This window comes from Terrimicrobium sacchariphilum (genome assembly GCF_001613545.1).
In the GTDB taxonomy this organism is placed as follows: Bacteria; Verrucomicrobiota; Verrucomicrobiia; order Chthoniobacterales; family Terrimicrobiaceae; genus Terrimicrobium; species Terrimicrobium sacchariphilum.
The window spans coordinates 1-21,703 of record NZ_BDCO01000001.1 but is presented as its reverse complement, the minus strand read 5'-3'; the positions used below and the strand labels follow the sequence as shown (position 1 = coordinate 21,703).

General features: G+C 59.2%; 12 protein-coding genes. 9 read left to right on the top strand and 3 right to left on the bottom strand.

All coding sequences use genetic code 11. From position 1 onward, the window contains the following. The first annotated feature begins 152 nt into the window (after positions 1 to 152). From TSACC_RS00055 to TSACC_RS00020, 8 genes are all read left to right on the top strand, one after another. Entirely contained in the window at positions 153 to 1,085 is a 933-nt protein-coding gene (locus tag TSACC_RS00055) for a family 2A encapsulin nanocompartment shell protein (protein ID WP_075077363.1), read from the top strand. Continuing rightward, positions 1,066 to 2,862, top strand: coding sequence for a cysteine desulfurase (locus tag TSACC_RS00050; protein ID WP_075077362.1), 1,797 nt, complete (start codon positions 1,066 to 1,068; stop codon positions 2,860 to 2,862). The genes TSACC_RS00055 and TSACC_RS00050 overlap by 20 nt, the downstream gene beginning before the upstream one ends. A 7-nt stretch (positions 2,863 to 2,869) precedes the next feature. Next, positions 2,870 to 3,394 carry a rhodanese-like domain-containing protein gene (locus TSACC_RS00045; protein WP_075077361.1) on the top strand — a complete coding sequence of 175 codons (525 nt, stop codon included), beginning with the start codon at positions 2,870 to 2,872 and terminating at the stop codon, positions 3,392 to 3,394. A gap of 2 nt (positions 3,395 to 3,396) precedes the next feature. Next, positions 3,397 to 4,389 carry a cysteine synthase A gene (locus TSACC_RS00040; RefSeq protein ID WP_188334913.1) on the top strand — a complete coding sequence of 331 codons (993 nt, stop codon included), beginning with the start codon at positions 3,397 to 3,399 and terminating at the stop codon, positions 4,387 to 4,389. Positions 4,390 to 4,521: 132 nt separating this feature from the next. Next, a complete protein-coding gene (locus tag TSACC_RS00035) occupies positions 4,522 to 5,526 on the top strand; it encodes a HEAT repeat domain-containing protein (RefSeq protein WP_237763868.1) in 1,005 nt (334 codons plus the stop codon). 65 nt (positions 5,527 to 5,591) lie between these two features. Beyond that, complete coding sequence (locus tag TSACC_RS00030; protein ID WP_075077359.1) at positions 5,592 to 5,792, top strand: YezD family protein; 201 nt, start codon at positions 5,592 to 5,594, stop codon at positions 5,790 to 5,792. Between the two features lie 302 nt (positions 5,793 to 6,094). Then, the gene (locus TSACC_RS00025; protein ID WP_075077358.1) at positions 6,095 to 6,295 is read left to right on the top strand and encodes a YezD family protein; all 201 of its coding nucleotides are present in this window, start codon (positions 6,095 to 6,097) and stop codon (positions 6,293 to 6,295) included. A gap of 18 nt (positions 6,296 to 6,313) precedes the next feature. Then, positions 6,314 to 17,443, top strand: coding sequence for a filamentous hemagglutinin family protein (locus TSACC_RS00020; RefSeq protein ID WP_075077357.1), 11,130 nt, complete (start codon positions 6,314 to 6,316; stop codon positions 17,441 to 17,443). Positions 17,444 to 17,630: 187 nt separating this feature from the next. Here the strand turns inward: TSACC_RS00020 and TSACC_RS21550 are convergent, their stop codons facing one another. The 3 genes from TSACC_RS21550 to TSACC_RS00010 all read right to left on the bottom strand — a co-directional run bounded on the left by TSACC_RS21550 (position 17,631) and on the right by TSACC_RS00010 (position 20,573). Continuing rightward, a complete protein-coding gene (locus tag TSACC_RS21550) occupies positions 17,631 to 18,362 on the bottom strand; it encodes a hypothetical protein (RefSeq protein WP_153811174.1) in 732 nt (243 codons plus the stop codon). Between the two features lie 68 nt (positions 18,363 to 18,430). After that, positions 18,431 to 19,786, bottom strand: a complete 1,356-nt coding sequence (locus TSACC_RS21545; RefSeq protein ID WP_153811173.1) for a hypothetical protein — start codon at positions 19,784 to 19,786, stop codon at positions 18,431 to 18,433. 13 nt (positions 19,787 to 19,799) lie between these two features. Beyond that, positions 19,800 to 20,573 (bottom strand): PEP-CTERM sorting domain-containing protein, encoded by a 774-nt coding sequence (locus TSACC_RS00010; RefSeq protein ID WP_075077355.1) that lies wholly within the window; start codon positions 20,571 to 20,573, stop codon positions 19,800 to 19,802. A 436-nt stretch (positions 20,574 to 21,009) separates the two neighbouring features. Between TSACC_RS00010 and TSACC_RS00005 the strand changes: the two genes are divergently transcribed. Beyond that, positions 21,010 to 21,703, top strand: a 694-nt coding sequence (locus tag TSACC_RS00005) for a POTRA domain-containing protein (protein ID WP_169809482.1), incomplete at its 3' end; no start/stop codon positions are given.

Sequence of the window (21,703 nt, the reverse complement as noted above, 5' to 3'; positions counted from 1 at the left end):
GCAAGACACCACCGGAAGGCTGACTGCCGCAGCGGAAGCACCGGGATGGGAAGCCTGCATAGTCGCATGGCGGACCTGAAATCTACCTGAAAAGGCGAGTCAGGATCGGCAGCCACGCGAGCACATCCATCCACCGAATTGCTCCGCAAATCATGACTCAGCCAGCTAATCACAGCCTTAGCGCCGCCGCGGCGCGTAATCTCGCCACCGCAACCGTAACAGTCCCCCAATGGGATCACATCACCCCGAGGTGGCTGCACAAACTCCTGCCTTTCGTCAATGTGGACGGCGGCGTCTATCGTGTAAACCGCGTAGCCCAGAAAGAGGGTAAATTTCAGCCCGAGTTGCTCACCGTTGACCTCGGCGAGCCGAAGCTCCCGACCACGTTCATCGATTATGAGGTGGACCCGCGGGAATATCACCTGAGCGCCATCCAGACGGTGCTGCACACGCACACGCGCATTACGGATCTTTACAGCAACCAGATCGACCAGCTCCGCGAGCAGGTGCGTCTCACGGTTGAGGCCGTGCGTGAGAAAGAGGAATCGGAAATCATCAACAACCCGCAGTTTGGGCTGCTGAAGGAAGTCTCCCCGAGCCAGACGATCGAAACGCGCAAGGGTGCCCCGACACCGGACGATCTCGACGAACTCCTCACCCGCGTCTGGAAAAAGCCGGCCTTCTTTCTCGCTCATCCGCTCGCCATCGCTGCCTTTGGGCGTGAAGCGACGCGCCGGGGCGTGCCCCCCGTGGTGGTGCATCTTTTCGGTTCGCCGTTTATCACCTGGCGCGGAGTGCCGCTGATTCCGTCGAACAAACTTGAAGTGAAGGACAACAAGACCAGCATCCTCCTTCTCCGCGTGGGTGAGGCCGAGCAAGGCGTCGTGGGCCTGCAAAAGGTCGGCGTCACTGGCGAGGTGGAGCCCGGACTTTCCGTGCGCTACAGCGGCACGAGCGACAACTCGATCGCTTCGCACCTTGTGACCCGCTACTTCTCCGTGGCTGTACTTACGGAAGACGCCATCGCTCGTCTCGATAATGTCGCCGTAAACAACTACCACGAGTATGTCTATCCCACGGCTTGATTCGGAGAGCGCCTCCGGTTTTTCCAAGCCGGAGAGCGAAAGTCCGGAAACGGCGATCATCAAGAAACTCGCGGCGGAGTTTTTCGCGGGGCGTACGCCGCCGACGGGTTCGCCCTCGGGGTTTCCGTCCGTACATGAGGAGCCGGTGACCACGAGGTTTCCGGAACCTTCGGCGGCTCCCTCGTTGCCTGCGGCCGAGCCGTTGAGTGTGGCGAGCCCGGCAGCCGTGGTTCCGCCGTCGCCATCGGCGATCACTTTGCCGGGAGGGGAGGTGACGCCCAAAGTCGCTGATGCTCCGGCGACGCCCTTCGTGGTGCCGCCCGTGCATGAGCCGACTGTTAGCGAGCCAAGCGTGGCGGAAACCCCCTCGCAGTTTGCACAGGACGACTTTGCCTTCGGTGCGCCGAGCGGCAAGTGCCTCCTGCCGGATGGCGCGCGTAAGTCCGGCACAGGTTGTCCCTCCGGCTTTGAGGACGCGACGCCCTCGTATTACTTCGTCAACCAGTCCGACATTCTCGGCAGTCACCCGGCGGCAGGCGCTCCGAAATCACCGACACCGCTGTCGGCCTTTGATGTCTCTTCGGTACGGGCGGATTTTCCTGCTCTGCATCAGGAGGTCAACGGCCATCCGTTGATTTTTCTCGATAATGCCGCAACGACGCAAAAGCCGCAGGCCGTCATCGACGCCACCTCGCACTTCTACGCGAAGGACAACTCGAACATCCACCGTGCGGCCTACGCGCTGGCGGAGCGAGCCACAGCAGCCTTTGAGAGCGGGCGGGAGAAGGTTCGAGAATTCCTCGGCGCGGCGGACAAGCACGAGATCATCTTTGTGCGCGGCACGACGGAGGGTATCAACCTCGTAGCCCAGACCTATGGGCGCAAGCACATCGGGCAGGGCGACGAGATCATCCTGACTGAACTTGAGCACCATGCAAACATCGTCCCCTGGCAGCTCCTCGCCGAGCAGACCGGGGCGGTGATCAAGGTTATCCCGATCAATGATCGTGGTGAGCTGATCCTCGATGAGTTCGTCCGGCTGCTGGGACCAAAGACCAAGATCGTCTCAGTGGCTCACGTTTCGAATTCGCTGGGAACAGTCAATCCTGTCGAAACGATCATCCAGATCGCTCACGGGCGCGGCGTTCCCGTGTTGGTGGATGGCGCTCAGTCGACACCGCATCTGCCGGTGAACGTGCAGGCCCTGGATGCTGATTTCTACGTCTTCTCCGGTCACAAGGTTTTCGGGCCCACCGGCATCGGCGCGGTCTATGGCAAGACCCAGTGGCTGGAAACGCTCCCGCCGTATCAGGGTGGGGGACACATGATTCGAGACGTGCGTTTTGAGAAGACCGTGTTCCAGCATCCGCCGGAGAAATTCGAAGCGGGAACGCCGGATATTGCGGGGGTGGTCGGGCTCGGCTCAGCCATTGATTACCTGTTCAAGGTCGGCATCCCCTCGATCGCGGCCTATGAGCATTCGCTCCTGGAGTACGCGACGTCGGCATTGTCCACCATACCTGGCCTCCAGCCCATTGGTACGGCGACCAACAAAGCCAGTGTGCTGTCATTTGTGATTCCGGGAATCCCGAATGAAAACATCGCGAAACACCTCGACCGCCATGGCATCGCGGTTCGCGCGGGACATCACTGCGCGCTGCCTGCCATCCGGCACTTCGGCCTGGAGAGCTCCGTCCGACCCTCGCTGGCCTTTTACAATACCCGCGAGGATGTGGACACGCTGGTAAGCGTGCTGCATCGTTTACCGAGAAAATAGAAACGCCATGCCTACGATCACGCCCAGGGAACTCCAGCATCTGCTTTCCGCGAACCCGAACCTGCCGCTCATCGACGTGCGCACGGGATCGGAATTCTCGGAGGTCCATGTGCCGCAGGCCCGGAATTTTCCTCTTGGACAATTCAAGGGAGCTGACTTGAACGTGCCTGCTCAAGACCCGGTGTATATCCTTTGTCACGCCGGGGGACGCGCTACCAAGGCGGCGCAGCAACTCGCTGCCGAGGGCTTTCATCAGCCTGTGGTGGTGGAGGGAGGCACGCAAGCCTGGGTGGATGCCGGTCTTCCCGTGAAGCGGGGCAAGGCCGGGGCGATCAGCCTCGAACGCCAGGTGCGCATTGCGGCTGGCTCGCTGGTGCTCATCGGCGTCCTGCTGGGTTTCTTTGTGAATCGCTGGTTCTTCGGCCTCTCTGGATTCGTCGGAGCGGGGCTGATCTTTGCAGGGATCACCGACTTCTGCGGCATGGGGCTGTTGCTCGCCCGTGCGCCGTGGAATGCGGCCCCGCGGTCCTGACCGTGAGCTCGAGCTACCTCGGCGTCGATGGCCATGTGGGCCGGACTCCCCTGGTCCGGCTCCGCCATTTTTCCGAGGCGACGGGGTGCGAGATCCTCGGCAAGGCGGAGTTCATGAATCCCGGTGGTTCGGTGAAAGATCGGGCCGCGCTGGGGATAATTCTCGATGCCGAGAAGAGCGGAGCCCTGGCTCCCGGCGCTACGATCGTGGAGGGAACGGCAGGAAACACGGGCATCGGTCTCACCGTTATTGGGCATGCGCGGGGCTATCGCTCCGTCATTGTCATCCCCGAAACGCAATCGCCGGAGAAAATCTCGCTCTTGCGGACTTTGGGCGCCGAGGTGCTTACCGTCGCGGAGAAACCGTACAGCGATCCCGGGAACTACAATCACATCGCGCGGCGTCTTGCTGAGGAAAATAGATGGTATTGGGCCAATCAGTTCGACAATCTCGCCAACCGGCAGGCGCATTTTCTCACAACAGGCCCTGAGATCTGGGAACAGACCAATGGCACCATCGATGCCTTCGTGGCGGCAGTTGGCACCGGAGGGACCCTGGCAGGGACAGCTCTCGCGCTGAAGGAAAAGAACCCACTGGTCGCAGCGGTTTGCGCAGACCCGTACGGGGCGGCCATGTGGTCGTGGTTCACGCTGGGAAATCCGTCTGTAAACGACGGTGATTCCCACGCGGAAGGTATCGGCCAGTCGCGGTTGACGCGCAATCTGGAGGGCCTGACTGTCGACGAGGCGTATCGCATCCCCGACCAGGAGGCCATTTCCGCGATTCATCAGCTTTTGCGCGAGGAAGGGCTCTTTCTTGGCCTTTCCTCCGGGATCAATATCGCAGGCGCGGTTCGTTATGCCCGCGAGCATGGTCCGGGAAAGACGATCGTCACGATCCTCTGCGATTCCGGAGCGAAATATCTCTCCAAGATTTATGATCGGAAGTGGCTGGAGCAGGAGGGGCTTGATCCTGATCTCCGCCTTGTGAGCTAGATCGGGAATACCGCGCCGGGAAGTTCCAAAGTTTCTTCAGAAAAACCTTGTGGATTTAATAACGACTAATATGGTCGCTTTTATGCGAGGAAGGAATGTCATAAGGGAGCAATGGGCTGGCGAAATCGGGCGATGTCTAGTTGCGTCCGCCAATTCGCCAGTCCGCCTCGCTTCGCAGGAAGGAGGCGGATTGAGCTTTCATTAACTCAACTCGTCATAAAAATGTCTGCATCTGTAAATTTTGAAAATACTGATCAAGAGCTGCGCGCATCGCTGAAAGCAGCTCTTGAGAATCGTGAAAACCTGCCCGCTGGCGAACTCGCCAGCTACCTTGCGCATCCACTGCCGAACATCCGGCGTCTCACTCTGAAATTGCTGGAGAGAAGCAGCGATGTGAGTGTGATCCCGGCCCTGTTCGACGTGTCGGCAGATCCTGACTATGAAATCAGCTCCGCCGCGCATGAGCTCTTGCGGTCTTACCAGGACCCAGCTGCTACAGTGCTTCTCGCCGAAGGGCTGAACCATCCCGCCGACGAGGCGAGGCTGGTGGCGGTGATCGCCTTGCGCAGGTATCGTTCTCCATCCGTGCTGCCCGACCTGATTCGTGCGCTTGGTGATCGCGAGCCCGCGGTGCGCCGCGAAGCCGTGTTGACTCTGGCGGCTTATCGGCGACCGGAATTGGTGACGGCTTTGCGGTCGGCACTTCGCGATGATGAGGCGCTGGTCCGGCGTGCGGCGGTCCAGTCGATCCCGGACTACGACAGCGCGTTTGTCTTTGAAGACCTCATCCTGGCTTTGGACGATGAGGATTGGCAGGTGCGCCTGGAGGCGGCTCGCGGTTTGCGGAGGTTTCGCAGCGATGCTGCCCGCGCCGCGCTGCTCGAATCTTTGGATGATGAAGCCTGGCAGGTGGTACGCGAAGCAATTCTGAGCCTCGCGATGCAAAGCGTGCGAGCGGACTACCGCATTATTAACCGATTGAGACACCCTGTGGCGCAAGTGCGGCTGGCAGCTGCTTTTGTGGTAGCCAGGGTGGGCGGGCCGGAAGCTCGCGTCCATCTGGAGCCTTTGCTCAAAGACGGCGATATCGAGGTTCGCAGATCCGCCCAGGAGGCATTCCTTTCTCTTGCCGCATGAAGACAGAAGCATTCACGGGCTTAGTCTCTTGTCCCTAAGGCAGATTCTCAAAGAAACGTTAAACGATGAGCGGAACAGACAGTTTTATCCGAACGAAATCTCCAAACACTCGAGACAGCCTGTCGGCGGGACAGGCCTCCGACTGGCTGTCCGTCGTGGAGGAGCAGGTGAAATCAATGCGTTTCGGATCCGTGACCATCACGGTGCATGAGGGAAGAGTGACCAAGGTCGAGGCGAATATCTGCGTGCGATTCGACAAAAGCTGAGACTGTCGTCATTACGCGGGGCTGCGTCGCGGCTTCTGGCGCTCCGGAGGGACTTTACTCTGAAGCGCCGTATTTGTTTCTAGCCCGCAGCTTTTGAGCGGGAGGGGTACGATTTAAGACTGGGCGATCGCGTCCGGTTTAGCGGCAGCAAACCATGGGATAGAGCTTGTCATTGCGTTAAAGCACGATAATAAAAGTCGTTATTAGATTGGTGGAAATTTCGACAGGCGAGAATCGGGAACAGATTTGTCCCGGTCCGCATCCGGTTGAATTCAACGGAAATATCAAATTTTGAGGGATTTATGAGTGGAGGACATTTGCCGGATTCCAGAAGTGCCAACACCGCCGTGAGAGTCGACTCATCCTGGCAGGATGTGGTCGAGCGGCAGGTAGGCGCTTTGAGATTTGGTTCGCTTCAGATCACCGTGCATGAGGGCAAGGTCGTGCAGATCGAGCGAAGCGTAAAGGTACGCCTCGACAAGTCGGGTCGCAGCGACGGCTAGGGAAGACCGATTTTGGGTGTGAAGCGTCCAGAGCTCAAGCAGCGATCGGTGTGGTGCGTCCTCATGCTGGGGACTGCGCTGCTTGCTGCTCCTCTGGCCTTGCGCGCGGGAGATATCCTGCGTGGCGGCGGGGTCTCGGGGAGCTCCCGGCAAGGCGCGAATGCCCGTTCCACTGCCGGCGCGGAAGCTGCGGCAGCGGCTCAGGACAAAGCGCAGGATCGACTGGCTCGCACCACCCAGGCATTGGCCGCAGTACGCGCCATGCAGGTAAAGGCGCGTGCCACAGCTCCCACTGTCGTGGTGCCCGACGGACTCACCGATGGAGGTCTAAAGGTCCTCACCGGAGCGAATGCGCGGTGGGATGGCGCTGATCTGCCGACGCAGAACGGCAGTCAGGTCGTCATCCGCCAGAACCAGGAGCAGGCAATATTGCATTGGGAGACATTCAATGTCGGCCGGAATACCGAGGTTCGCTTTGACCAGAGCCAGGGGAAGAGCGAGGCGAGCAAATGGATCGCTTTTAACAAGGTCTTTGACTCATCTGGCCAGCAGTCCCAATCTCCCAAGCCGTCCCAGATTCTCGGATCGATCAAGGCGGAGGGACAGGTCTATGTTCTGAACCAGAACGGCATCATCTTTGGCCGGAACAGCCAGGTCAATGTGCGGTCTCTCGTGGCTGCGTCGCTGCCGATCAATGACAACCTGATCCAGAGCGGATTGCTCAATAACGCCGATCTGCAATATCTTTTCAGCGCACTCCCGATTGCCGCTGGTTCCAAGGGGACGGCAGCGTTTACGCCACCCGCACCTCTGACCGCCGATGGGCGCAACGGTGACGTGATCGTCGAGGCCGGCGCGCAGCTGACTGCTCCCACCACCGACGCGAAGGTTGGCGGGCGCATCGCCCTCGTCGGAGCGAACGTACGGAATGACGGAACCATCTCGACTCCAGATGGCCAGACGATACTTGCCGCCGGGTTGCAGGTAGGGCTGACGGCGCACCCGAGTTCCGACCCGAGCCTGAGGGGCCTCGATGTCTATGTCGGCAGTGTGGGCAGCTATGGAGGAACGGTCATTAACACGGGCGAGATTTCGATTCCCCGGGCCAGCGCCTCTCTGGTCGGGGCGGACATCCGCCAGCTAGGCGCCATCGATAGCAGCACCTCCGTTTCGCTGAATGGTCGCATCGACCTCATCGCGAGTTACGATGCTGTCGCCAATGCGGCGTACGACGCAGCCAATGCCAGCAAGGGTCTGCCGTATTTCAACCGCAAGACCGGCAGCATCCAGCTCGGCGCGGGCAGCACGATGCGCATCCTGCCCGAGCTTGCGAGCACGGAAAAGGCGGTCGGCACCGAACTCGCTCTCCGCTCGCAGGTCAACCTCCAGGGCAAGACGATCTATTTCGAGGGAGGCTCGTCGCTCCTCGCCCCGAATGCCAAGGTGACGGCGCAGGCTGGCGACTGGGCCTATGCGCCGCCGACATCGCGTTTCGTCTATTCCGGCGGGCAGATCTATCTCGATTCCGATTCCTTTATCGATGTCTCGGGTACCACTGGCGTGCTTGCCCCGCTGAGCCAGAATATTCTCACGGTGCAGTTGCGTGGAGCGGAACTGGCGAATTCCCCCCTCCAGCGCGATCAGCTTCTCCGGGCGACTCTGCTTACGATCGACATCCGCAAGACCGGAACCTATGGCGGACGCAACTGGGTGGGCACTCCGCTCGGAGACGCCACGGGTTTCGCTGGTCTGGTCGAGCGCTCCGTCGGGCAACTGACCTCGGCGGGAGGTTCGGTGGACCTTCAGGCGGGCGACTCCATCGTCCTGCAAAAGGGCTCCATCGTCGATGTCTCGGGCGGCTGGGTGCGCTATGAGAGCGGCTTCGTTCAAACCACGCGCGTACTTTACAATGGACGCCTCGTTGATATCTCCGCCGCCACCCCGGACCGGGTCTATGATGGCATCTACACGGGAGTGTCGAGCCAGGCGGATTCCAGATGGAGACCGGGGAAAGTCTTTGCCAATCCGCTCGCGCTTAGCGGACGCCGTTGGGAGGATAGTTATTTCCAGGGCGCCAATGGCGGCCAGCTCACGATCACCGCTCCCGCGATGGCGCTGGACGGCGAGTTGTTAGGCAATACGATCGCCGGCGCGCGCCAGATCCGCCCCACGGCATCCACGAGCGAGGCCGCCGACCCGAGCAGCCTCACTCTGGCCTTCAAGGGGCAGCAGAATGTCGATCCCAACTATTTCATTACCTACCCGACGCCTCCGGCGATTGTCTTCCGCGAGGGAACCAGCCTTCCCGAAGCGGGGGCGTTTTCCGTGGATGCCAGCGGCAACCCAGCGGCGTTGTCTGCGAGCCGTCTGAAGCTGGTGGAGCTGTCGCCTGAGTTGCTGACCAGCAAGGGATTTGGCGTGCTGACGATTGACAATAGCGACGGCTCGATCGCGGTGCCGGAGGGTGTTACTTTGCAGGCGCCAGCCGGAGGATCGATTTCTCTGACTGCCGCCAATATCAATGTCGATGGAAGTGTGCAGGCTCCGGGCGGGGCATTGGTGTTCAAGGCGCTCAATATTTCGCCCTATGCGTCAGCGGTAGCCGCCTCGATCGATCCTCAGGTGGTGCCTCTGGCCAACGCGGGACGCGGAAACGTCAATATCGGCGCTACGGCGCACATCAGCACTGCGGGGTTGCTGGTTGATGACAGGCCGGGCTCCGAGACGGCGATGGCTGTACCCATCGTGGTTGATGGTGGCAGCATCGACATTTCTGGCTACACGGTAAGTCTTTCCAAGGGGGCGGTGATCGATGTCTCCGGCGGGGCAGGCATTTCCGCCACCGGGAAGAAATACGATGGGGACGCAGGCGCTATCTCCATCAAGGGAGGGCAGGACCCGAATCTGCTCTCGGTCGTGGGCGGAAAGCTTGCCTTGGGTGCGGAACTCAGAGGGTATGCCGGAGGCGAGGGGGGATCGCTGACGATTCAAGCTCCGTTGATTCAGGTGGGAGGAAGCACGGACAGCAGGCGAACGCTTTTGATTGATCCTGCATTCTTCAGCCAGGGAGGATTCTCGCATATCACGCTAAATGGTATCGGCGAGGCTTTGCCGGATGGGAAATTCGCTCCCGGACTGGTCATAGCCCCGGATACCTATATCGCTCCGGTACGGCAGGGAGCCGTGGCGGTGTCCTCCGACGGAAAAGGACACCTCGCCCTCATCCCGACCGGTCGGCCTGCGAACGATTTGTTACCGGTGAGCCTGAGCTTCGCCGCAGTGGGAGCGCGGGACGCATTTAGCTCGACGACGGTGACCATTCGCGGCGATCTCCTGCTCGGCGAGCGGGCGGAAATACATACTGTGCCGGAAGCAAGCGTATCCCTGGCCGGCGATACGGTTACAGTGTTGGGAGGAGTCTATGCCCCGGGCGGGTCGATCACAGTCAAGGGAGCATCCAGTTCGCTACCTCTCTTTCTTGAGCAATCCATGGCCCTTACCACTGTCTATCTCGGGCCACAGAGCGTGCTGTCTGCCGCAGGGACGATGGTGCAGACGCCTGATCCCTATGGCCGCCGGACCGGATCGGTGCTGCCGGGCGGGTCGATTTCCGTATCGGGTAATATCGTGGCGGCGCGGGGTGCTTTGCTGGACGTTTCCGGAGCCAGTGACTGGCTGGATGTGCATCCGCTGGAGGCCGCGCCGGAGTCTGCGTACAAATTAACCGCGCGAAGCGGGGTGACGGCATCGCTCTACGAACTGGCAACTGTCCGTACCAGGGTCGACAGCGACGGCGGAACGATCACGCTCGCAGGCGGCCAGATGCTTTTCACCGATGCCACATTGCTCGGTCGGGCTGGGGGGGCGAGCGCATCCGGAGGGACACTGATTGTTTCTTCCGGAAAGTTTTACTCGTCGGGCGGGACGCCCGCTCCCTATGACACAACTCTCGTCGTCACCCAGAACGACAATGCCGGGTTTGCCGATGCCCGCGTGGGACAGGCAGTGCGGAATCTGTCGGGAAATCCTCTCGTGGGGCAGGGATATTTTAGCGTCGATGAGTTTCAGCAGGGTGGCTTTGATTCTTTGAAACTGAACGGTTCTGTCCAGTTCAAGGGGGCAGTGGCTATCCATGCAGCGGAGTCGCTTTCGGTCGCCGATGGCGGCGTATTGTATGCCGACTCGGAAGTGAGATTGACTGCTCCCTACGTGGCGCTCGGCATGGCATTCCCGACGCCGCAGAAACTTGAGGATATGACCAGCCCCTTTGGCGTGGGAGCGGCTTTTCAGTTTGCTCCGACGTTTGGACCGGGAAGCCTGATCGTGGAGGCGGGCTTGATCGACGTCGGCACGTTGTCCCTGCAGAATATCGGCAAGGCGTCTCTCATCGCGGAGAATGGGGATATCCGCGGAAGCGGCACGCTTAACATGGCGGGGGACCTTCTCCTGCGTGCCGGACAGATCTATCCGGTGACAGCGTCTCCATTCACGATCACCGCCTATGATCATGGAGGCAAGCCGGGTTCCGTCACCATCCAGGCAGCGGGTGTGCGTCCGCTCCCGCTGTCGGCGGGCGGGCGGTTGAGCATTTACGCCTCGACCATTCAGCAGGATGGCGTACTGCGTGCGCCCTTTGGCACGATTAATCTCGGCTGGGATGGAACGGATACCGCGCCCGTCAATCTCATCGCGGGCAGCTCGATCACACTACCAACCACTCGCACGCTTTCCCTGGGAGCAGGCAGCGTAACCTCGGTCTCCGCCATCGATCCGATCTCGGGGCAGGGGGTCTTGATCCCTTACGGACTGACTGTTGATGGAAACTCCTGGATCGATCCCGCTGGTACCGACATTTCGGCGATTGGTGCTCCGTCCAAATCCATCACGATCGCGGGCCAGGCGCTCAGTGTCGCCTCGGGGGCCACCCTCGATATTCGCGGCGGTGGCGACCTGCTCGCTTATCGATGGGTGAGTGGAAATGGCGGCACGGTTGACATCCTCGGCCAGACCGGCTCATTCGCCATCATCCCCGGCTTTGACTCGGTCTCACCGACCGGGGCGTTTAATGACAGGCTCGGTGCGACTGATGCGCTCGGAAACGATCCCGGCTACGTCAATGAAAGGCTCTCCGTGGGGGATCGGGTGTACCTGAGCGCCAGCCCGGGCCTCGCCGCGGGATCATATACCCTGCTGCCTGCCCGGTATGCTCTTTTGCCGGGAGCTTTTCTCGTTACCCCGCAGGGCGGAACGCCGACTGGAAACGTGACTTTGCCTGACGGTTCCTCCATCGTATCCGGGTACCTCTACAATGGCCTGAATACGTCGAGGAAAGTGTCGACGCTGTCCACTCGCTTTGAGGTGCTGTCCCAGACGGTAATCGCGCAAAGAGCGGAGTATGAGACCTATTTCGCAACATCCTTCCTGCGCGCCCTGGCGCCGGAAGGTTCGACGGCCCGCCTGCCTGATGACGCGGGCCAGCTGATTCTTCAGGCTACCCAGAGCATGGCATTCGCGGGAACGGTCCAGGCGCAGGGCTGGGGCACAGGAAGGGGTGGGCTGATCGATATCGCCAGCTCGTCTCCGATCAACATCATCGCACCGAATGGAACGGCGGTTGCCGGAGCGCTGAATCTGGATTCCTCCATGCTGAGCAGCTTTGGAGCGGAGAGCCTGCTCATCGGCGGTGTGCGGCAAATCGGCTCCTCAGGCACGACGGTGAGCGTCAAGACCAGCAGCATCCGGGTGGACAATGCCGGAGCGTCGTTGAGCGCGCCGGATCTGATTCTCGTCTCAAAGGGATCGATCGAACTCACGGCAGGCTCCTCCTTGCTGGCGACTGGCACGATAGGCGCCATTGATACGTTGCTGCTTGGCAGCAGTTCCGTGGCAGGGAGCGGGGACGGAACCCTGGTACGCGTAAGCAATGGCATCGGCGGAGGGCTCGTGCGCTCGGGTGTGTCAAACTCCACGACGCCGCTCATGACGCTGGCCGCAGGTGCCTCGGTGAGCGGGTTGAGCCTCATTCTCGACTCCACCAGCCGTACCAGCCTGAGCCCCGATGCGGATCTCCATGCCAGCTATGTCAGCCTCAACAGCGGCCAGATCAGCCTGCTCTTTGATAACCCGGGCACGCTGCAATCGACGACGGGTCTGGTACTTGCGGGGGGAGCATTTCAGGACCTGAGCTCGGCAAAGCTGCTTTCGCTCCTGAGCTACTCATCGATCGATATCTATGGGACCGGTTCTTTTGCGACATCTGGCGCTCTGGAGTTGCACGCCGCCCAGATACGTGGCTTCAACGCGGGCGGCGGAGCGGTCGCGTTTTCGGCTTCCAGCGTATTACTCGATAACAGCCCCGGGAGATCTTCTTTGGCTGTTCTCGCTCCGGCGTCTGGCAAACTGGAGTTTATTGCCGACACGATTCAGATCGGGTCAAACCAACTCGCGGTAGATCAGTACTCCGACCTGCGGCTCACGACCACTGGCGGGCTTTCATTCAGTGGAACGGGAGGGCTGACAGCGCAAGGGAACGTCATCGTCACGGCTCCGCGCATCACTGCGGCGAGCCAGTCGACGCAGTCTCTGGTGGCCGGTGGAAACCTCTTGCTCTTCGCCTCCTCCACAGGAAGCATGCTCACGTCGGGCCTGGGCGCTTCCCTCACTCTGCAAGGGCAGAGCGTAGCGGCGTACTCCGACATTGTGCTCCCCAGCGGTCTGCTGACTTTGCGCGCCACCTCGGGTGATCTCACGGTCGGCGGGCTTCTTGATGTCTCCGGCACGGAGCAACGGTTCTTCGACGTTTTCCGGTACACGGATGCAGGCGATATCGTCCTCAAGGCTGATGCAGGCTCGGTCAACCTCCTTGCGGGCAGCTCGGTCGATGTATCGGCAGCCGCCGGGGGTGGAGATGCGGGAAGCCTGGAGATATCGACTCCCCAGGGCTCATTCACCTTGGGCGGGGGACTCCGTGGCTATGCCGGGGCAGGCGGGAGTGCAGGCGAGTTTCGTCTGGACGTTGGCTCGCTCGCGTCACTGGGAACGATCAATGCGCGTCTCAATAACGCTGGTTTCACCGAAAGCCGCAGCTTCCGTGTTCGCAGCGGCAATGTTCTGGTGGACGGTCTGGCCATCGCTCACGACTTTGCGCTCTCAGCCGATCAGGGGTCGATCACTGTGACAGGAACGGTCGATGCCTCGGGTGTAACCGGCGGTGAAATCTCGCTGGAGGCAAATGGCAGCGTGACTCTGGCATCAGGATCGCTCCTCACCGTGGCAGCGCAGGATTTTGACAATGCGGGCAAGGGCGGGCAGGTCACCATCGAAGCCGGTTCGCAGCGCAACGGCGTGGTTGGCACCGGAACGGTGGATATTCGCTCCGGAGCGACTATCGACCTGTCCGTCGCGAGCAAGACGGCGTCGAGCGCATCCTACGGAAAATTCAGCGGCAAACTCCATCTGCGCGCTCCGCAGAATAGCACGCGCTCCGACCTGTCCGTTGCGGCGATCAATGGCACGATCGTCGACGCGTCGAGCATCCTGGTCGAGGGATACCGGCTGTACGATCTGACCGGAACCGGCACGATCACCTCGTCGGTGCAGAATACGATCAACTCGGACGCGCAGACTTTCCTGGGTGCGGCGGGCACGACCTCTGCGAACTACACCGCGATGATGGACCGCCTTTTGGCGAACAACTCAGCACTCGCACCTGTCGTCGTTCTTGCGCCGGGAGCCGAAATCATCAACCGCACGGGTGATCTGGTACTCGGCACGACCTCGAGCACTGCGACCAGTGATTGGAACCTCGCGACCTTCCGGTACGGGGCCAAGCGTGCACCGGGTGTCCTTACCCTTCGGGCCGCGGGGAACATCACGCTCTACAACGCGATTAGCGATGGCTTCACCACATCGGCTTACAACTCCGCGCTGTTGGCGCGGAGCTCGCTGCTCCCGGTCAATACCCAGTCGTGGTCTTATCGCTTCACCGCCGGTTCCGACTTGAGTGCGGCAGATTTCCATCGCGTACAACCTGTCGGCTCTCTGGGCGCCAGTTCCGGATTCCTGCAACTGGGCAAGGACTATGGTGCCAATACCTTTAGCAATGGCACGAGCGCCCTGACGTCGACGGCCGTGGCCACGCGTTTTCAGGTCATTCGCACCGGCTCGGGGGATATTGACATATCCGCCGGACGCAGCATCCGACTGCTCAACCAGTTCGCCTCCATCTACACGGCAGGCACCCAGGTAAGCGACCCGACGTTGGGAGGGACCTTTGATCTTCCCATCCTGGACGAAAATGGCGGCGCTCCCGTGCTCGGAGCCGTGCAGCAAAATCCGACTTACCCTGCGCAGTTCACCATGGCGGGAGGAAACATCTCGCTCTATGCCCAGGAGAATATCGAGCACCTGACCAAGATCAGCGGCCAGCTCGTGGCGGATTCGCAGAAGGAGCTTCCCAACAACTGGCTCTACCGTCGTGGATACGTCGACCCGGCGACTGGAGCATTCGGAACGAGCGCTCTTGGAGAGATCGCTTCGACAGCTTGGTGGGTGGATTTCAGTAATTTCTTCCAGGGAATCGGGGCTCTCGGAGGAGGCAATATCTCCATGACGGCGGGAAGGGATATCAGCAACGTCGATGCGGTGATACCGACGAATGCGCGCATGGCAGGCAAGGACTCGGCTGGCAATGCCATCGCGCCCGATGCGAACAATCTCGTCGAACTCGGGGGCGGTGACCTGGTGGTCAAGACTGGCCGCAATCTCGATGCTGGCGTCTACTATGTGGAGCGCGGAGCGGGGACGCTCGATGTCGGGGGCGAAATCACCACAAACTCCACCCGCTCTCCGTCGCTGGTCTACCTGTCCTCACAAAGCAACGCGGTGTCCGACTCCCTGACCTGGCTGCCCACAACGCTCTTTGTCGGTCGCGGCGGCTTCGATATCAACGCACGGGGCAACGCCCTTCTGGGTCCTGCGGTGAATACCTTCCTGATGCCTGGAGGGTATAATAATACCTACTGGTACAAAACCTACTTCTCGACCTATGACGCGGACAGTTACGTGAAGATCGCTTCCCTCGGCGGCTCAGTGACGATGCGGGAGGCGATCACCCTGTCTGGCAACACCGCAGGCTCGTCCGTTCCGATACTGTTTAGTTATCTCCAAAAGGTTCACCTCCTGACGAGTTCTCCGGCGTCTACATCATTCTATCAGCCGTGGCTCAGATTGGATGAATCCAGCGTGACGCCATTCCGTTCCTTGACGACCGTTATGCCGGGTACCCTCGACATCACTTCATTCAGCGGGAATATCAATCTGGTCGGTTCGATCAACCTGTCGCCGTCGCCATCTGGAAATCTCTCGCTGCTCGCCTCCAAGGCCATCAATGGTCTTCAGGCGAACGGAAGCACCCTTATCGGCGGCGTAAAGACCACCACCTGGGGTACTGCCAGCATTAATCTCTCCGACGCTGACCCATCCTCCATCCCCGGCATCACCTCACCCTTTGCCTACCAGGCTGTCGCCGATGTTGGCATCGTGCAGGCCCGCGCCCGCTCGACTGGCAGCGGGTTCCTCACGTTCGTCGACAACCTGTTCCGCGAATCTGGTTCCACTACTGGCGCGCTCCAGACGAAGCAGGCGCTGCACGATTCCGATCTGCTGCACGATGGAGATTCCGAGCCTGCCCGGATCTATGCGCTGGCGGGCGACATTTCCGGCCTGGAATATTATTCTGCCAAGGCGTCTCAGATCCTGGCGGGCCGGGATATTACCGATGTGGCGTTCTATTTACAGAATGTGAACTCGGACGATGTCAGCGTGGTGTCGAGCGGACGGGATATTATTCTCTACAATGCCAGTACGGCATTGCGTCTCGCGGCGAGCCGCACGGGAAACATCCTGAATCTTAACGCTCTTTCGCTCGCCGGGGATATTCAGATCGCTGGTCCCGGCGTGTTGGAGGTTCTTGCCGGGCGTGATCTGGACCTGGGGTCTGGCGCGAATAACAGCAATGGCACCGGAGTGGGTATTACCTCGGTCGGCAATGCAAAGAATCCCTATCTTTCTTACACTGGCGCGCAGTTGATCATCGGTGCGGGACTAGGCTCTGCTGGCGGGCTGGCGGATTCCTTGAATGTCGATGATTTCCTTGCGAAGTACGCTGAGGGAAATGGCAGGGCTTATGCCAGTGTCATTGCAGAGGAACTTGATGGCGCATCGATCTCCTCACTCTCCGATGAAGCCAAGGCGCGCATTGCCTTGAAGATCCTTTATCTCGCGTTGCGCGATGCCGGACGAAACTTCCAGACCCAAGGCGTAGCGGCTTATCAAAGCGGTTTTGCTGCGATCGAGTCGTTGTTTGGCGAAATCTCAGCAGAGCGAGGCGATATCACGCTACGGTCGAGGGACATTAGGACCAAGCAGGGGGGCGACATCAGCATCTTCTCGCCATCCGGCAAGCTCTCCCTGGCAAATACCGCACTGAATACGCTCATCCCCCCGGGTATCGTGACGGAAAGCGGCGGCGATATCGGAATCTTCACCCGTGGGGATGTTTCGCTGGGCATCGGGCGGATATTCACTTTGCGAGGCGGCAATCAGATCATCTGGTCATCCGAGGGAGATATTGCGGCGGGATCGGCCGCGAAGACTGTGACCTTTGCGCCGCCGACACGGGTCATTCTCGATCCTCAAAGCGCCGATGTGCAGACTGACCTGGCGGGCCTTGCCACGGGCGGCGGTATCGGTGTTCTCGCGACCGTTGCCGGGGTGCAGCCTGGTGAGGTGGACCTTATTGCCCCGAATGGGGCCGTCGATGCCGGCGACGCGGGCATTCGAGCCACTGGTGCGATTTCTATTGCGGCCGTGGAGGTGCGCAATGCCGATAACATCGCTGCTCCGCAGACAACCGGTGTTCCTACGTCTGGACCTCCGGCGGCCGTCGCTGCGCCCGCTCCCCCTCCTTCTAATCCAACCGCAGCCAATAATGCCGCAGCGACAGATGTTGCTGATCAGGCCCGCCAGCAAAGCCAGGAAACTACCGAGGCGCCGTCCATCATCAGCGTCGATGTGCTGGGATATGGCGGCGGCGATGGGGAGGATGAAGACAATACGCCGAGTGGAGAGAACTCATCGGCCTTGTGATAGGACTCGGCATTTTATGGAGAGCGCAACCGGAGTTGGCTGCGCGCAGGTGGCGAGTAATGACACAGCCCACGGTAACGACACTTCAAGGATAGTCGCAGGCGTGATTCGATGACTGCTGCCGACCAGAGTACGCTACCCTTGGTCGCGCCTTTCGAATAGCTCCCGGACGGATGTCCGGCAGCGGTCAATTTCCAGGTGTGGCGGCAGCTGACGCAGCGAGAGAAGCAGCCTTGCGAGCCTGATCGTAGGCCTCCCAGCCCCATTTGGTACGGAAAAGTTGATCGTCAAAGGACATTGAGCTACTTTGGGGCGCTTCCGTGGAGTTTCCTGTCTGTGCGGTGCTGGAGTTCGGTGCTGACCCGGCCACTGAAGTCACAGACGCATCGAGGGATGCAGGTTCAGAGTCGGTTGCCGCCCGCGCTGCGGTAATCGCAGCCTGCTGTCCACGGTAGGTAATGGAATTGCCCGGACCTGCGGGGATGCTGATGGCGACAGGGTATGACTGGATGGGCGCAGATGATCCTGCATCGGGCAGGGGAGCGACATAGCCCGACGATGTGCTGGAGGACGGGACAGATGATATCGCAGGCGATAGAGCTGATGCGGTCGAGGCAGTGCGGGTTTTGTACGGTGACGCCGGAGGGGAGACAGGGGAGTTTGCGGCGGTGTATGCGCTTGCTTCATTGGCAGAAAGCCGGGGTGTCTGGGGTGAACTAGAGGCCCGAGGTTCCAGAGGCGGTGAGACCGTCTCGGAGAGTTCGGTATTCTTTTCCTGAGGTCTTGGTGCGGATTCAGTCGATTCTCCGGCAGCATGGGTGCGCGTTCCCGTCGGTTTCTTGCCACCCGCGCCGATGATCAGGAACAACGAGGCATTCAGGATGAGAGACCCGATAAGGAGGATTGGAATCTTTTTCATATTCACGAAAAAACCAGTGCAGGCATGAAGCCTGCACTGGCGCTTTGTTTAGGCTTTAGGAGCGGTTTTTAGTAAAGGGGAAAAACGTTCCCACCATCGGTATATCGCTCAACCCGGACATTCTCGTCGATCTTGAGTCCGCCGCCCTGAGTTGCATCGGTTTGCAAAATTTGGTCTCGGAGGGAAGCGAAAAACTGAGCCTTGAGAGATCCATCTTCAAGTTCTCCAGTACGCTTGATGATACGATTATAGAGCCAAGCAGTATAGGTGCCATTTTTCAGGTTGGATTCTGAATAGTCGACGCCGTTCCACTTGAGGGGAACGCCACGGTTAGCTTCGGGAATCCCATCCTTTACGATGCGGGAGAGATAGTCTCCGGGTGTCACGTACCCGATGAAGTATCCACCCACTGCAGATGAACTGCGCTTTTTGTAGGCGGCAGGAGCAAGTACCGTAGTCAAGTAGGGAGCGAGATCGGCACCCGTTGTGAATCCGCCATTTCCAAGTGAGCCACTATTGACACCACTAACGGTTTGAATGGGCCAAAGAGCTATGTTTTCGACGGTTCCCCCATACTTCGGCACGCTACCCGCAGCGGCAACCTGACCAGTGGGTGTTGCTGTGGGGGTATTCGCGGTTATCGGATTCGGAGCCGGGTTGGTCGTAGGGAACCAAACTTGCACCGTAGCATTCGCACCGAGGCCAAACTCAGCGTAGGAAGCCAGTCGTTGCCCTGCATCTGAGTTTCGTCCCAGTGCGTAGACGATTTTATTCTCGTCAGCCGAGTTTCCCGTGATCAGGGACAAGGGGACGGCACCGGCCAGGTAGAGCTGTTGGGCAACCTGAGTCGTCAAATTAGCGCCAGCAGGGAATCCTGGACTTGCGACATATTGAAGTGCCGATATGCCAACAGGAGTCTCGTCGAGAGAGACATAGGTATGACCCAGATAATCTCCATTGAACGGAGTTGTGGCTTGGAAATTGGTTGAAAATCCAAAGTCAGGAACTGCCGTGTCGTGTGCTCCAGTGGTTGGGTCTGGAAGGTTGCCGGTGTTTGCCGGGGCCTCAGGCTGCACAAACGGTGCATCCAGACTGCCGGCGACCGCCGCAACGGCACCAGCCGCACCGATAAAGGATACCTTGATGATAACAGGTGTGCTATTGTAGGTTCCGTTCCAAACTCCATAGTTGGAGCCTGTTGCAGTAGCGCTGACTGTTGCTGAACCGCCGGTTCCAGTTGCATAACCGTTGACACCCTGGAAGGTCCATGTTCCTTCTGCACCCAAAAGGTGACCGATAGCTGATTGGGTTGCCTGTCGGTCACCGTTGGAGCCGACTATGTGAATAATTTCGGTGGCTTGAGTCAGGGTGGCAACCGTGAGGCTGAGGACTCCTACTGCGAACTTTTTGAGAGATGATTTCATTTTTAGGGAAGGTCTAGGCGTTTTGTTTGGTCAGACGGCGGCGAAAGATGAGTGCGGCAGTTCCTGCCAAACCGATGAGTAGATAGGTCGATGGTTCTGGTACTGCGGTGAAGGTCAGGACGCCTTGGTTGGAAACACCAAACGTTCCAACTTTATCTACCGTCGAGTCTCCATTATTTATGGCGAAGAGATTCAGTTGGTTCGTGAGAGATGTCTCGATGCTTGTCCACTTGCTTCCAGAACCAAAGTCGTTGCCCACAGCAGTTACCTGCTTGTAGTACTCTCCAGTCGTGGTCTGGGTTGTTGCATCAAGATTGCTTCCGTAGGCCAACGAGCCATTGAAGGAGTTTCTTACCTTGTTGACATTGGACAGAGTGGTCTCGGCTGGATTTCCTGATAGAGCACTCCAAGGTGTTGAGGTACTGACTGTGCGCGACGCATAAAGGGAAGCCCAACTATCTGTACCGGTGTCTGTTAAGCCACCAAAGATTCCCCATTGGAGGGACGAACGGTACCAATCAGCGCCATAAATGGCACTTAAGTCAGATAGAAGGTTAGCGACTTGAATACTCGCTCCCGCCGTTGCATTGGTGAACTCGCTGAAGTTGCCAAGATTTAGAAGATAAACGGTGGAGTTTCCCTGTCCTGTGTCTGATGAGAGGGCGCGGATACCGAGGAAGATATCTCCGTTTTGATAGTCTGTAACCGTCGCCGCTTTGGCGGTGAGGCTACTGGCTGCGGTAATCGCCAGGGCGATCACAGCGGCCGCATGGATTCTTAATTTCATGTGGATTTTCTGTGACCCCGCTCTGCGATTCGTATGCTCAAGCGAAGGGTAGTGTTGGTGTTGTAAGACGACTTAAAGAGTCGTTATTTGTTGGTAGCTTGGTTTCTGTTATTTTCGCAAGGAAAAAATCGGGAATGTTTTAACACCCGCGTAGCGTCATTTCGTTGCCAGGAAAAGTGTCGAACTCCTCGCTTGGGGATTTTTGCGATTTATAAAAATCTGAAAAAGAGATGGTTGCGTGAAATGTGTTTCCATTTTCAGGAAGGGCTTGCCACGCGATTTAATCACGATTAATACAGTCGTTATTGGTGCCGGGTTTTGTTTCTCAAAGGGACGCTTCGGAAAAAGCACGCGCGCCTCGATTTCCACTCAATTGGTTACAAAACTACCAACTACACTGTCCTCATGGAGGCGTTCGCCTTTCGTTATTTTGACGATGGGCTGCGCACTCGTGTCCTCCTTTGCTGTGCGGGCTCAGAATGCCGCGCCTGATCAGGCGACGCAGGAAAACGACGCCGCGCCCGAGAATGAGCCGACCATGTACATCCAGGAGTATCGCGTGGTCGGCGCGAAGAAGTTGCCGCGCGAAACGGTGGAAAACACTGTCTATCCCTATCTCGGCCCCGGCCGTACGGCGGGAGATGTGGAGCAGGCGAGAGCGGCTCTGGAAAAGGCGTATAAGGACGAGGGCTTTCAAACGGTCTCCGTTTCGATTCCTCTGCAGAAGGCCAGTCGTGGGGTGATCTTTTTGCAAGTGGCGGAGGTTCCCATCGGGCGTCTCCGTGTTAATGGCTCGCGCTATTACGATATCAACAAGATCAAGGCGAGGGTGCCGTCTCTGGCCGAGGGAAGTGTTCCGAACTTTGCTGACGTTGAGCGGGAGATTGTCGCATTGAACCGGCGCGCGGGGTTGCAGGTAACACCTTCCCTGAGTCCCGGAGTGCTCCCGGGAACATATGATGTTCAGCTCACGGTTAAGGATCAGTTTCCGCTGCACGGGAGCGTGGAGTTGAACAACCGCTACAGCGCGAACACGACGCCGCTGCGGCTGGATTTGAGCCTGCGGTATGACAACCTGTGGCAGCTGGGACACACGATCGGGTTTGGATTTCAGATCGCACCGCAGCGGA